A 14,618-nucleotide genomic window follows, 5' to 3' on the forward strand; every position below is an offset into this window, starting at 1 on the left:
GCTAACACGGTTCTCTACTAATGGTGTGGTATGGCACAGCAGTCTGCCCCAGACACCGACCACGACGTCGGGACTCCCTCAGAACAGTGGCGCGAGTACCAGGGTGCGCCCACCGGCACCGACATTGAGTGTGAAGGGTGGCGACAGGAGGCCGCACTGCGGATGCTGAACAACAACCTCGACCCTGAAGTCGCCGAGAAGCCGGAAGAGCTGGTCGTGTACGGCGGGACGGGGCGTGCGGCCCGGTCGTGGGACGCCTACGACACCATTGTCGACGAGCTCCGCGAACTCGGCAACACCGAAACCCTCCTCGTCCAGAGCGGCAAGCCGGTCGGTCGGTTCGAGACTCACGAGAAAGCCCCACGCGTCCTCATCGCAAACTCGAACCTCGTCGGCAAATGGGACAACTGGGAGCATTTCCACGAACTCGAAGCGAAGGGGCAGATCATGTACGGCCAGATGACCGCCGGTTCGTGGGCCTACATCGGCACGCAGGGCATCATTCAGGGGACCTACGAAACGCTGGCCGCGCTTGCCCGGAAACACTACCCAGATAACGACGGCCTCCGCGGGAAGATTGTCGTCACCGGCGGCCTCGGGGGAATGGGCGGCGCGCAACCGCTCGCGGTGACGATGAACCACGGCGTCTGTATCGCGGCCGAAGTCGACGAGGACCGTATCGACCGGCGCATCGAGACGGGGTACTGTCAGGAGAAGACCGACAATCTCGCGGCGGCTATCGAGCGCGCACAGGAGGCCGCGGCGAACGGTGAGCCCTACAGCATCGGTGTCCACATGAACGCCGCGGATATGCTTGCGGAGATGCTGGAGATGGGGTTCGTCCCCGATGTAGTGACTGACCAGACGAGCGCGCACGACGAACTGGAAGGATACTACCCCGCTGGCTACACCGTCGAAGAAGCCGACCGGCTCCGCGAACGCGACCCCGAGACGTACGTCGCGGAGAGCCTCGATACGATGGCGCGACACGTCGAGGGCATTCTGGAACTGCAGGACAGGGGTGCCATCGCCTTCGAGTACGGCAACAACATCCGCGGGCAGGTCGAGGACCAGCGCGACCTCGACAGCGCGTTCGATTTCCCGGGGTTCGTTCCCGCGTACATCCGCCCACTGTTCTGTGAAGGCAAGGGGCCGTTCCGCTGGGCCGCGCTCTCAGGCGATCCCGCGGACATCCACCGGACTGATAATGCAGTCAAGGAACTGTTTCCGGAGAAAGACGGTCTCCATCGCTGGATCGACCTCGCTCAGGAACAGGTGTCTTTCCAGGGCCTGCCATCGCGAGTGTGCTGGCTGGGGTACGCGACCGAGGATGGGCTGACCGAGCGCGCCCGCCTCGCGCTCCGTATCAACGAACTCGTCGCTGACGGAGAGATTTCCGCGCCGGTCGTCGTCACGCGCGATCATCTGGACGCCGGGAGCGTGGCCTCGCCGAACCGCGAAACCGAGGCGATGAAAGACGGAACTGACGCCGTCGCTGACTGGCCGATCCTGAACGCCCTCCTGAACTGTGCGGCTGGCGCGGACATCGTCAGCGTCCACGACGGCGGCGGCGTCGGCATCGGTAACTCACTCCATACGAACAACCACGTCGTCCTCGACGGGTCTGATCTCGCAGCCGAGAAGGCTCGCCGCGTGTTCACGACCGATCCCGGGATGGGCGTCATTCGCCACGCCGACGCCGGCTACGAGATCGCACAGGACATCGCCGACGAGAACGACGTGGCGGTCCCGATGCGCGACCGCAACCGCGACCGATGACCGACCTGACAGACCCGTCGCCGTGGACCGGCCCGTCCGGCGACCCAAACGACGAGCAGTTCGGTGACATCGTCGAGACGGCCACGCTCGCGACCGCTGACGAGTACGACGCTGTGCTGGTGGGCGAGCCGTACGACGGGGCCGTCATCGGACGGCCGGGGGCGCGTGCCGGCCCGTCGGCCCTCTGCCGCGAACTCAGCGGAACGAAGACCCATCACATCGAACGTGGGCCGGTCCACGCAGTCGCCGACCTCGGCGACATCGAGATTCCGGCTGGCGATGTCGAACAGGTCCAGCGTGCCGTCCGTTCGGTAACGGACCGGGTCCACGCAACGAGCGCGGTGCCAGTGTTTCTCGGTGGCGACAACTCGCTGACGTTCCCGAACGCCGCACCGCTGGTGGCTGCTGACACTGTCGGCGCGATCAGCTTCGACGCCCATCTCGATTGCCGCGCCGTGCAGGACGAACCGACGAGCGGGACGCCGTACCGTCAACTCCACGATGCGGGCCTCGACACGCTGGCCGTCGTCGGCGCGCGCCACTTCGAAACCTCGACAGCGTACCACGACTACCTCGCCGAGCAGGATGGGACAGTCCTGTCTCCGGAGTCGGTGGCCAGTGATCCCCTTGGTGCGGTGGACGACGCGCTCGCCGCACTCGGCGACGTAGACGCCGTCTATGTCAGTCTGGACCTCGACGTGCTCGACGCCGCGGCCGCACCGGGCGTGAGCGCACCGACACCGGGCGGCATCTCGACGCGGGAACTGTTCCGGATGCTGGGTCGCGTGGCGTCCGACGACCGTATCGCCGGGTTCGAGGTGGTCGAGTGCGCGCCGCCGCTTGACGCCGGGAACCGGACCGCGCGTGCCGGGGCCCGCGCCATCGCGCACTTCCTCAGCGGCCTCGGAGGTGACCGATGACAACCCTCGACGCCGTGGTCTACGGCGCAAACGAACTCATCGCGGGCCCGGCGGCGGATGGCCGCGGTCTGGAGACCTACGAGGATGGCGCGGTCGCCATCGTTGACGGCTCGGTCGCTGCTGTCGGTCCGACCGCGGAGGTAACCGCCGAGCACCCGCCGGAGAGTGCCGGCCACGCTATCGATGCCAGCGGGCGGGCCGTCGTGCCGGGCTTCGTCGACCCGCACACCCACGGGCTGTTCGCCGGCGACCGCTCCGACGAGTTCGCTGCCAAACTGCGCGGGAAGTCCTATCAGGACATCCTCGCCGAAGGCGGCGGCATCCTCCGAACGGTCCGGGCAGTCAGGGATGCCGACGAGGAAACGCTGCTGTCGAACCTGCTGGCACATCTCGACACCATGCTCGCCCACGGGACGACGACAGTCGAGGTGAAGTCCGGCTACGGGCTCGATACGGAGACGGAGCTACGGATGCTCCGAGTCATCGACAGCGCCGACGACATCCATCCCGTCGACGTGGTCCCGACGTTCATGGGCGCACACGCGGTCCCCGAGGGATGGGACACCGACGACTACACCGCGGCGGTCGTCGACGAACAGGTTCCAGCGGTCGAGTCACAGGGCATCGCCGAGTTCTGCGACGTGTTCTGCGAGGAGGGCGTCTTCTCGGTCGCGCAGTCCCGGCGGGTCCTCGAAGCAGGCGCGGCCGCCGGGCTGACGCCGAAGGTCCACGCCGAAGAACTGGCGCACATCGGCGGGACGCAGTTGGCGGCGGCCGTGGGTGCGGCCAGTGCCGACCACCTCCTGCACGCGACCAGCGAAGACATTGACGCGCTTGTCGAAGCCGACGTGACGCCGGTGTTGCTCCCCGGCACGGCGTTCGGGCTCGGCGCGGCGTACGCGGATGCGACAGCGTTCCGCGACCGGGGTGCGCCCGTCGCGGTAGCGACGGATTTCAATCCGAACTGCCACAGCCACAGCATGGGCTTTGCGCTGTCGCTGGCCTGCGTCGAGATGGGACTGACGCCGGCCGAGGCGCTGGTCGCCGGAACGAAACACGCTGCGCTCGCGCTGAACAGGACCGATGGACTGGGGACGCTCCGTGAGGGTGCGCCCGGTGACGCCGTCGTCCTTGCCGCGCCGAGTCACGTCCACATTCCCTACCAGTACGGGACCAACGTCGTCGACACCGTCCTGAAAGACGGCGCGGTCGTCAGCACCCCAACACATGAGTCATACGACCGGGAGGTGCAACCATGACCGCCGAAGTCATCCTCGACGGCGAGTCGCTCACACCCGCCGACGTGGTCGCCGTCGCCCGGAACGGCGCACCCGTCACAGTTGCCGAGACCGCCCGCGAGCGAATCCGCGAGTCCCGCGAGCGCGTCGAGAGCGTGCTGGACAGCGGCGAGGCGGTGTACGGCGTCACTACCGGCTTCGGCGACCTCGTCGACGAGCGCATCCCACGTGAGGACCTCGACGACCTCCAGCGGAACCTCCTGCGGAGCCACGCCGCCGCTGTCGGCCGGGAATTGACGACCGAGGAGGTCCGAGCGATGATGGTTACGCGGGCGAACACACTGGCGAAGGGATATTCCGGCATCCGCGAGTCCGTCGTCGATTTGCTGGTAGCGATGCTCGATTCGGGTGTCCATCCGGTCGTTCCATCGCGGGGCAGCCTCGGTGCGAGCGGGGACCTTGCCCCGCTCGCACATATGTCGCTGGTGCTCATCGGCGAAGGAGAAGCCGAGGTCGAGGGGGACCGACTCCCCGGTGATAAGGCGCTCGATGCGGCCGGCCTCGAACCGGTGACGCTCCGGGCCAAGGAGGGGTTGGCGCTCATTAACGGGACGCAACTGACCGTCGGCGTCGCCGCGCTCCTCCTCAGCGATGCCGAACAACTGGTCGCCGCCGCCGACATCGCCGGTGCGCTCACGACGGAGGTGACCCTCTCCTCGACGGTACCCTCTCACGAAGCCATCACCGCCGTCCGGCCCCACGCCGGCCAGGCCGCGAGCGCACGAAACGTCCGGCGGCTGACGGCCGACTCCGATGTGGTCGAGTCACACCGCAACTGCGACCGCGTGCAGGACGCCTACGCGATGCGCTGTCTGCCGCAGGTCCACGGCGCGGTTCGCGACGCCGTCGCCCACCTCCGGGAGGCTGTCGAGGTCGAACTCAACAGCGCGACGGACAATCCGCTGGTGTTCCCTCGCGAGGCCGAGCGCAGTAAGTCCTCGGGCCGAGCAAGCGGGAGCGAACGAGATGGGATGAGCGGCGAGGCAGGCGCTGTGAGTGTCGACGACCGGGCCTCCGGTTCCGACAGTGCGGGCGTGCTGTCCGGCGGGAACTTCCACGGCGCGGTACTCGCTATGCGTCTCGACTATCTGACGAATGCGCTCAGCGAACTCGCGGCCATCTCGGAGCGCCGGACCGACCGGATGCTCAACCCCAATCTGCAAGAGCCTCATCTCCCGCCGTTTCTCACAGAGCGAAGTGGCGTCCGCTCGGGCTACATGATCGCACAGTACACCGCCGTGGCACTGTTGAACGAATGTCGGTCCTTCGGTCGTCCGTCGATGGACAACACCCCCGTCAGCGGGAATCAGGAGGACCACGTTAGCATGAGCGCGCAGTCAGCCTATCTGGCCCGGAAAACAGCGCGAAACGCCGCCGCGATTCTCGGCGTCGAGCTGTGCTGTGGAGCGCAGGCCGCCGACTTCGTCGACGACGCCCTCGAACTGGGCGTCGGGTCGGCCGAGGCCTATGACGCCATCCGTGCAGTGGTCCCGAAGCTGACGGCGGACCGGCCGATCCACGAGGACATCGAGGCCGCAGGCGCGCTTGTTGAGTCACCGGCCTTCGCCGAGCGGGTCGCTGATGCGCTCGACGAAGCGCTAGAATGACCGGCCTCAGGACCCGAGCCCCAGATCCGCGGTGCTCTCCGCTCCCTGATAGCGCTCCCGGTCGTCCCAGTCGGCGATGCTCGAATGCGTTTCCCAGACGGCGGTTTCGAGGTGTCCCTGCGTGATTTCTGAGCCGTCTCGCAGGGCATGGCGCGCCGCGTCCTCGGCGACGAGTTCGAGGTCGCTGGCCGCGTAGCCAGCCGTCGGCTCGACGATGGCGTCCCAGTCGATGTCGCCGGCGACGGGCCGGCCTTGTAGGTGGATCTCCAGAATCTGCCTGCGAGCCTCGGCATCCGGCGGCGGGACCTCCACCCGCTCGTCGAACCGGCCAGAGCGCCGCAACGCCGCGTCGATGTCCTCAACGAAGTTTGTCGCGGCCACTACGACGATGTCCTCGGCTGCCGCTCCTTCGAGTTCAGTGAGCAGCTGATTGACCAGTTGTTGCTCGCTCGTGTTCATCGAGCCGCGCCGCGAGCCGGCGATACCGTCGATTTCGTCGATGAACAGCACGCAGGGGGCGTTCGCGCGGGCCACCTCGAACACCTCGGCAACGTTGCGGGCCGGCTCGCCCATCCATTTGCTCGTCACGTCCGCGGGGCTGATTTCAACGAAGCTGTGGCCGAGTTCACCCGCGAGCGCGCCGGCGAGGTGGGTCTTCCCACAGCCGGGCGGACCATACAGCAACAGTCCGGAGAGTACGTCGATGCCGTACTCGGCGTAGGCGTCGGCGTTCTGAAGCGGGTCGAGAACCGTGTCTTCGAGTCGGTCCTTCAGTTCGCCCATCCCACCCACGTCGGCGAAGTCGCGTCCCGGGTCAGTCTCGACCAGCGAACTGGCCTGCAGGTCGACGTCATCGGGCTGGACGACGCCGTTTTCGGCGACCAGCTCAGGGTCGACCCAGTCCGGAATGCTGGTGTCGGTCTCCGTGGCGGCCTGCAACAGATGGTCCGTCCCGATCGGGGCGTCCGCCCGCAACGCCTTTCGGGCGGCGTCCTCGGCGAGAAGTTCGATGTCGCTGGCCGCGAAGCCAGCCGTCTCCTCGACGACGGGGCCGAGGTCGATGTCGGCAGCCGTCGGTCGGCCGGCGAGGTGAAGCTCCAGAATCTGCGTGCGTGCTTCCGGGTCCGGTGGGGGACCTCCACGCGCTCGTCGAATCGACCCGAGCGGCGGATGGCGTCGTCCACGTCCTCGACGAGGTTCGTCGCGCCCAGCACCACCACGTCCTCGTCTGCGATTCCTTCGAGTTCGGTGAGCAGTTGGTTCACCAGTTGCTGCTCGCTGCTGTTCATATTGCTGTCACCGTCGCGTGCGCCGGCGATGCCGTCGATTTCGTCGATGAAGAGGATACATGGGGCGTTCGCCCGGGCAATCTGGAACAGCTCCTCGACCTTCTGTGCGGGTTCGCCCATGTACTTGCTCGTCACGTCGGCGGGCGTGACCTCGATGAAAGCGTGGTCGACCTCGCCCGCGAGCGCGCCAGCGACGTGAGTTTTCCCACAGCCGGGCGGGCCGTGCAACAGGACACCGTTGACGACGCCGATGCCGTACTCCTCGAAGGCGCTCGGGTCCTGTAGCGGCCGGACGACCTTGTGGTTGAGCGTCTCCAGTAGCTCGGACATCCCGCCCACATCGGCGAAGCTCCGGGACGGGTTCGGGTCGACCAGCCCGTCGGCTTGCATATCGACACCATCGGGCTGGACCACCGTTTCGTCGTCCGAGGGCCGCTCGCGGTTTATCGAGGGCGCGCCGTCGGTGCTGTCGGTGCCAGAATCGCTGCCCGTTCCGGCCGAGCCCGATTCGTCGGACTGGTCGATCCGCTCTCGGATGTTCCGTTCGAGCCGGTCCGGGTTGACCTCGTAGCCGTACTCGGCCAGCCGGCGAGGTTCAGCGCTCAAAAACTCCGCGAGCCAGCCGTGGCGCTGTAGCTCTTCGGTCGGGGCATCGGGGTCCCGGAAAGTGACGAGCTTCACGTCCGTGCTGTCGGGTGAGTGGTACTCGGCAAGCCAGAAGGGGAGATACAGGCGATCGACGCCAGTCACGCCGTCGAACCCGTCGGGTTCGAAATCCCCGGGGAGCCCGTAGGACTCGCGCAGTTTCCGGAGGAATACGTTGGCCGTGCCGGAGGCGGCGTTCTGTTGCTGGTCGCGGTACTCCGCGACGCGCTGGGGTAGTAACGACCGGGCGTTGTCGTCGGTGACCTGAAACTGCAGCAGGACAGAGCGGCCAAGCGCTGGGTCGCTGCGGCCGAAATCGTAGTCGCTGGTCGCTCGGCGGACTATCGCGTCGGTGTCATCGACGTACTGCGAGACGGCCCGGTCGTTGTCCGCCCAGAGCCCATCGAGAAACGCCGTTTCTGCCTTCGTCGTCGTCCCGAGTAGCTTCCCCTTGCCGGTCTCGTACTCGTAGTCAATCTTGAAGACCGGATAGAACACCCGATGGAGGCGTTCCAGTTGTTCAGTGTCGCCGAAGGCCGTCATCGTCCGCTGGTCGAGGGGTTCTCTAACGGTTTCCTCGTCGGGTACCCGACGGTCAGCGTAGATGTACGGTGGCAGACTCATTCGAGGTCGCCCTCCCGAATCGTCCGCTCGGCGGCGGTCAGGGCGCTGTCGGCGTCGAACGCGTCGATGGCGTCTTGCTGGGCATCCGGATCGCCACGGAGGTCTCGCGCGTGCTCGGTGATATTCGGTATCGCCCGGATGATGTTGTCGACGATGGGGACCGTCGCTACTTCCGCCGAACGGCTTCGAGGATTGAGGTCGATGACGAGTTCCGTCTTGCCCATCTCGCCCAGCGCCTCGGCGCGGTCGCCGTCTTCCAGCGGAACGAGCACCACGTCCGCCGCGCCGATGCCGTCAGCGTCGACCTTCGCGCGCTCGTGGTCGAGTCCGGGGATTCGCCCGTCGGCGGTCAGCCCCTTCACGTCTGTCGCGCCGTGCTCGCGGAGGTAGTCGGCGATGGCCTCGATGCGCTCCTCAGTTCGGTTGAACAGGTTCACCTCGAGGTCTGCGCCGGTCACTTCAGCGAGCTCGACGAGTTCGCCGGGCACGAGGGCGGCGGCGTTGCCATTGACCGAGATGACGGCGTGGTCAGCGGACAGGAGGTGTGCCGCGGCGGCGCGCTCGGCGTCGTCGGCGCTGTCGATAGTGTGCTCGCCCAGCAGGTAGTCGAAGGCTTCGCCACGGCCTTGGGCGATGAGTCCCTGCCGGGAGGTGATTCCGCGGTCGACGCCCGCTTCGATACGGTGGCGGGTCAAAAGCGACTCGTAGCGGGGGTGGCTCTCAGGGAGGTCGACGTCCTCACTCATACGTTCCAGTGATACCTCCCTGTACTAAAGTCGTCCGTCAGGGGCGTGTCCCGGTCCCCGTCGCGTATCTCACCGGAGCCGGCTAGCTCCGGAAAAGATTATCTGCGGGTCAGTACAACTCCGTGCCATGGATACCCGACAGGCGTTGCTTGTCGATGCGTTCGCCGCGGAGCCGACGGCAGGCACACCGACCGGCGTCGTGCCCGAAGCCGACGGACTGACCGACGACCAGATGCAGGCCGTCGCCAGCGAACTGGGAGCCAGCGAGGCGGCGTTCGTCCTGCCGGCGGGGGACGCCGACCGCCGGCTTCGCTGTTTTTCGCCAACCGAGGAACTGGCACAGGCGGAGACGGCCACAGTTGCGGCTCATGCGGCGCTCTACGAGCGTGGTGAGATCGGCGACGGCGAGTGGACAGTCGCCACCGCCGCCGGCGAAGTCGCCGTCGAGACGAAACAGAACGGGATGGTCTGGGTCGAGCAGGGGCGGGCCGACATCACCGAAGTAGATGTCCCTTACATCGATGTCGCGGACGCGCTCGGGCTCGACGCGGCCACGCTCAAAGACGTGGGTGCGGACCTCCCGCTTGTGACGGCCGACGCGGGCGAGCCATGGCTCATGGTCCCGGTCAACTACTTCGAGCATCTGAGCCATCTCAGCGTTGACGTGGCTGCCGTCGACTCGCTCTGTAACCGCGTGGACGCGGCCGGCGTGTACCCGTTTACGTTCGATACCGTCGGTGCCGACGCGACGCGCCGGTCGACGTTCCACGGCCGAGCCTTCCGGGCCGGGAACCGGACCGAAGAGCCGGTAACTGCGGCGGCGTCAGGGGCCTGCGCGGCGTTCGTCCGTCGCTACGGGGCGCTCGATGACACCATCGAACAGATCATCGCCGAGGGCGGACACTTCTGTGACCGACCCGGGACAGTGTCAGTCGATACCGACGGGACCGAGGTGTGGGTCGGCGGGCGCGCCGTCACTGCACTGGACGGCACAGTGACCGTCCCCGCTGTCGACGACGACGACATCATCGAAGCGTGACCGCACAACCGCACCGGCGGTGTGACTGCCTAATTCACTCGAAATCGAGTGAAGAGGAATTTTTCACTGATTGTAACCGGAACTTCCTTAATTGTCGTTGAAGATGGTACGAATGAGTCCATGCCAACACTGTGGCTCGATGAAATCGGTGCCGACGACCTGGCGCGGGTCGGCGGCAAGGCGGCGTCTCTCGGAGAACTGACCGGAGCGGGCCTGCCCGTTCCGTCGGCGTTCGTCGTTACCGCCGACACGTATCGGTCGTTCATCGAAGCAACTGGAATCGACGAGCCGCTGTTCGAGGCCGTCGATGTCGACAGCGACGACTCGCAAGCGCTGGCTGAGGCGGCCGAACGCGCCCAGGAGTTGATTCTGGAAACGGACACCCCGCCGTCGGTCCGCGAGGACCTGCTGGCCGCCTACGACGAGATGGGTGACGAAGACGTTGCGGTGCGGTCCTCAGCGACCGCCGAGGACCTCCCGGACGCCTCCTTCGCCGGCCAACAGGACACGTACCTGAACGTCTCGCGTACGGACCTCCTGCAGCGGGTCAAGGAGTGCTGGGCGTCACTGTTCACCCAGCGGGCCATCTACTACCGCAACGAGAACGGCTTCGCCCACGACGCGGTGGACATCGCCGTCGTCGTCCAACAGATGGTCGACGCGGAGAAGTCCGGCGTCATGTTCACCAGCCATCCCTCGACCGGTGGCCCGACGGCCATCATCGAGGCCGCGTGGGGGCTTGGTGAAGCGGTCGTCTCCGGCGCAGTCTCGCCCGATAACTACGTCATCGACCGCGAGACGGAAACCATCGACGAGGTGACCGTCGCCGACAAGAAGGTGATGTGCGTTCGGGGTGAGGACGGGGAAACCATCGAACGCTCCGTCCCGGAAGAGAAGCGTAACGAGCGCGTCCTCTCCGACGAGGAGATTCATCGACTTCTGGAGGTCGGCGAGCGCGTCGAGGACCACTACGACACCCCACAGGACGTAGAGTGGGCGGTCTACGAGGGCGAGGTGTATCTACTGCAGTCCCGCCCAATAACGACTATCGACGACCCTGAAGGAAGCGCCGGCTCGGCAAACGAAGCCGAGAGTCAGCCGCCGGGGGCAAAGTCGGGTGTCGCCGACGGCGGGGCGATGGAGAGCCAGTCCGAGGCGGTTCGGCTCTCCGGAATCGGCTCCGCGCCGGGCCGGGTCACCGGCGTCGTCCGCATCGTCGACAAACTCGACAACCTCGATAAGGTCGAGGACGGCGACATCATCGTCGCCGAGATGACGACGCCGGACATGGTGCCGGCCATGAAGCGCGCAAACGGCATCATCACCGACGAAGGCGGGATGACCAGCCACGCCGCCATCGTCTCCCGGGAACTGGGCGTCCCGGCCGTTGTCGGGGCTGAGGACGCGACACAGAAGCTCCGGGACGGCGAAACGATAACCCTGGACGGCGACAAGGGCACAGTCGAAAAAGGGGCCAATGTCCCCGAAGCGACCGAGGAGGACAAAGACGCCGGGCCGGTCGAGACACATTCGGCGGTGAAGCCGATGACCGGAACGGAGGTCAAGGTCAACGTCTCCATTCCTGAAGCCGCCGAGCGGGCCGCCGCGACGGGGGCCGACGGCGTCGGCTTGCTGCGCATCGAGCACATGATTCTCTCGACGGACAAGACGCCCTCGCGCTACGTTGAGGACCACGGCGAGCGCGCGTACATCGACGAGATTGTCGAGGGCGTCCGCTCGGTAGCCGAAGCGTTCTACCCGCGTCCGGTCCGCGTCCGGACGCTTGATGCCCCCTCCGACGAGTTCCGCCAGCTGCAGGGTGGTGAAGACGAGCCAAGCGAACACAACCCGATGCTCGGATACCGCGGTATCCGACGGTCGCTCGACCGCCCCGGCGAGTTCAAGCTCGAACTCCGCGCGTTCGAGCGCCTGTACGACCTGGGCTATGACAACGTCGAGCTGATGCTCCCGCTTGTGACCGACGCCGAGGACATCCTGCGGGCGAAGGCACTGATGCAGGAGGTCGGCATCGACCCCGAGAAGCGCGACTGGGGTGTCATGGTCGAGACGCCGGCGAGCGCGCTGTCCATCGAGGGCATCTGCGAGGCTGGCATCGACTTCGTCTCCTTCGGGACGAACGACCTCACCCAGTACACGCTGGCCGTCGACCGCAACAACGGCAACGTTGCCGACCGCTTCGACGAACTCCACCCGGCCGTCCTCGAACTCATGCGCCAGGTCATCGGGACCTGCCGCGAGCACGACGTGGCCACGAGCATCTGCGGTCAGGCCGCCTCGAAGCCACAGATGGTCGACTTCCTTGTCGACGAGGGAGTCACCTCCATCTCGCCGAACATCGACGCCGTGCGTGACGTCCAACACGAGGTCAAGCGCGTCGAACAGCGGCTGCTGCTGGAATCGGTCCGCTGAGGCGCGGCTGATTGGCGTAGCCAGCAGGCTTTTTTGTTCCGTTCGCTTCGTTGCAGTATGGCACCCGAATCGACACCGGAAGCCAAGAGTATCAGCTCCGGTGTGTCGTACATCCCCTTCGGCATCCCCGGGCTGGACGGGCAGGTCCGCGGGATTCCGACAGGGAGCACGGTCCTGTTGGCCGGGGCGTCGGACGCGGGGGGCGATGCGTTCACCTATACGAGTCTCGCGACGCTGATGCTTGCGAAACACCGCCCGGACATGGTCCCGAACGGCATCGCTCGGCGCAGTGGGTCGATTCCCGACTCGGTGACCTACATCACGCTCTCACACGACCGGGAACACGTCTACAGCGAACTTGATGCCGTCCTCGACGGCTACCAGTTTGAGGCGCTCACGGAGCACATGACCGTCGCCGACTTCTCCCAGCGGTTCATGGAGTTGTTGCCGGTCCCAGAGCCGCTGTTCGATGCTCGACGGAGCGACACCGAAATCGAACAGCCCGACGCGGAGCCGCCGGAGCGAGAGCCCGCTGAGGAAACGTTCGAGAAGCTGTTATCCGATATCAGTGACCGGGTGAGCGACGCCGCAGAGACGCTCATCGTCATCGACTCGCTTACCGATCTCGAACGAGCGACGGAGTTCGGTCTGCCACAGAACCACGAGGTCGCGTTCCTCATGGGGCTCCGAGAGGCGGTCGTCAACTGGGGAAACGTGGCTTTCGTCAAGCTTGACCGACCTGCCGGCGACGTGCGGTCGGACGAACTCATCCACGGCCTGTTGCACGGCAGTGTCTACTTCTACTCCAACGACAAGGGATTCGAGACGTATCGAACGATGCGGGTCGGCTCCTTTGGTGGCGCGCTCGACACTGAGCGTCAGACCGTTTTCGAGTCGCTGATCGGTCCCACAGGCTTTCGTGCGAAAGCGACGAAGAAGATCGGACCATCGAACTGGTAATTCGGTCGGTGAGCACGCGAACGGACTACGTACGGATGGCTAACCCGTCCTGGCCAGTATTCTGCCACTGGAGCGAATAAACAGCAGACAACGAAACACACGAGCACAACGGCTAAACCACTCCCCCGCTATACACCCGATAGATGCTCCAGCGGGCAGAGCCACAGGATTTCGAGCGCGTCCTCTCGTCGATGTGTACCGTGCCACATCCGTCGGCACGCGAAGCGGCAGAACGCTTCCTCGCGACGAACCCCGGAGACCCGGGCACGTACGAAACCATCGCCGATCTGGAACGCGAGGCCGTCGAGTCTCTCGGTGAGGTCACCGGGCTCTCCGACCCCGCGGGCTACGTCGCCTCGGGCGGAACAGAGGCTAATTTGCAGGCGATACGCATCGCCCGGAACCGCGCCGACACGGACGACCCGAACGTGGTCGCGCCCGTCCACGCGCACTTCTCATTTACCAAGGCCGCCGACGTGCTCGGCGTGGAACTGCGGACCGCGCCGGCGACGGACTACCGCGCCGACATGGCGGCGATGTCGGAACTCGTCGACGAGGACACGGTGTGTGTCGTCGGCGTCGCCGGTTCGACCGAGTACGGTTACGTCGATCCAATTCCGGCTATCGCCGACCTCGCCGAGACGGTCGATGCCCTCTGTCACGTCGACGCCGCGTGGGGCGGCTTCTACCTCCCGTTTACCGACCACGACTGGCACTTCGGCCACGCGGACATCGACACGATGACCATCGACCCCCACAAAGTCGGGCAGGCAGCGGTTCCCGCCGGCGGACTGTTAGCCCGCGACCGGTCGCTGCTCGATGAGCTCGCCGTCGAAACGCCGTACCTGGAATCGACGGACCAGCTCACGCTGACGGGGACGCGGTCGGGTGCTGGCGTGGCCTCCGCTGTCGCAGCGATGGAATCGCTGTGGCCGGCGGGCTACAGACAGCAGTACGAAACGTCGATGGCCAACGCCGACTGGCTGGCCGACCAGTTATCCGCGCGCGGCCACGACGTTGTCGGCCCCGAACTCCCACTTGTCGCGGCCGACCTCTCGATGCCGATGACAGACGAACTCAGGGACCGCGGCTGGCGAGTCTCAAAGACCGGTGCCGGCGAGATGCGCGTCGTGTGTATGCCCCACGTCACGCGGTCGATGCTACGGTCATTTGTCGCGGATCTCGACTGGTACTGAACCCCTGTCTCTGGTCTCGAACGTATCGATATTGAGCGCTCCCGAGAAGACATACGAAGGTTTAGAAGTGCCTGTTTGCTACAGA

General features: G+C 66.0%; 9 protein-coding genes and 1 pseudogene. 8 read left to right on the forward strand and 2 right to left on the reverse strand.

Translation table 11 applies throughout. The features are described from left to right. The first annotated feature begins 30 nt into the window (after positions 1–30). Genes hutU through hutH form a run of 4 tightly spaced genes read left to right on the forward strand, consistent with a single transcriptional unit; the run spans position 31 to position 5,604 of the window. The gene (gene hutU / locus ACODNH_RS06240; protein WP_434531115.1) at positions 31–1,779 is read left to right on the forward strand and encodes a urocanate hydratase; all 1,749 of its coding nucleotides are present in this window, start codon (positions 31–33) and stop codon (positions 1,777–1,779) included. Beyond that, entirely contained in the window at positions 1,776–2,699 is a 924-nt protein-coding gene (gene hutG / locus ACODNH_RS06245; RefSeq protein ID WP_434531116.1) for a formimidoylglutamase, read from the forward strand. Before hutU ends, hutG begins: the two co-directional genes overlap by 4 nt. Further along, entirely contained in the window at positions 2,696–3,958 is a 1,263-nt protein-coding gene (gene hutI, locus ACODNH_RS06250) for an imidazolonepropionase (RefSeq protein ID WP_434531117.1), read from the forward strand. Before hutG ends, hutI begins: the two co-directional genes overlap by 4 nt. After that, on the forward strand, positions 3,955–5,604 hold the full coding sequence (gene hutH, locus ACODNH_RS06255; protein ID WP_434531118.1) for a histidine ammonia-lyase: 1,650 nt from the start codon (positions 3,955–3,957) through the stop codon (positions 5,602–5,604). Before hutI ends, hutH begins: the two co-directional genes overlap by 4 nt. A 6-nt stretch (positions 5,605–5,610) precedes the next feature. Here hutH and ACODNH_RS06260 read toward each other — a convergent pair. Further along, positions 5,611–8,162 (reverse strand): annotated as a pseudogene (locus ACODNH_RS06260) (AAA family ATPase). After that, positions 8,159–8,908, reverse strand: a complete 750-nt coding sequence (locus ACODNH_RS06265) for a 4-phosphopantoate--beta-alanine ligase (RefSeq protein ID WP_306708471.1) — start codon at positions 8,906–8,908, stop codon at positions 8,159–8,161. The pseudogene ACODNH_RS06260 and the gene ACODNH_RS06265 overlap by 4 nt, the downstream one beginning before the upstream one ends. Before the next feature lie 127 nt (positions 8,909–9,035). On the opposite strand from ACODNH_RS06265, the gene ACODNH_RS06270 reads away from it, so the two are divergent. The 4 genes from ACODNH_RS06270 (at position 9,036) to mfnA (ending at position 14,533) form a co-directional block, all read left to right on the forward strand. Then, positions 9,036–9,947, forward strand: coding sequence for a PhzF family phenazine biosynthesis protein (locus ACODNH_RS06270; protein ID WP_306708473.1), 912 nt, complete (start codon positions 9,036–9,038; stop codon positions 9,945–9,947). Positions 9,948–10,067: 120 nt separating this feature from the next. Then, on the forward strand, positions 10,068–12,377 hold the full coding sequence (gene ppsA, locus ACODNH_RS06275) for a phosphoenolpyruvate synthase (protein ID WP_434531119.1): 2,310 nt from the start codon (positions 10,068–10,070) through the stop codon (positions 12,375–12,377). 57 nt (positions 12,378–12,434) lie between these two features. Next, entirely contained in the window at positions 12,435–13,337 is a 903-nt protein-coding gene (locus ACODNH_RS06280; RefSeq protein ID WP_434531120.1) for an RAD55 family ATPase, read from the forward strand. 143 nt (positions 13,338–13,480) lie between these two features. Beyond that, complete coding sequence (mfnA, locus tag ACODNH_RS06285) at positions 13,481–14,533, forward strand: tyrosine decarboxylase MfnA (RefSeq protein WP_306708479.1); 1,053 nt, start codon at positions 13,481–13,483, stop codon at positions 14,531–14,533. Positions 14,534–14,618: the final 85 nt, after the last annotated feature.

It is taken from the genome of Haloarcula sp. NS06 (assembly GCF_051122755.1).
Lineage (GTDB): Archaea > Halobacteriota > Halobacteria > Halobacteriales > Haloarculaceae > Haloarcula.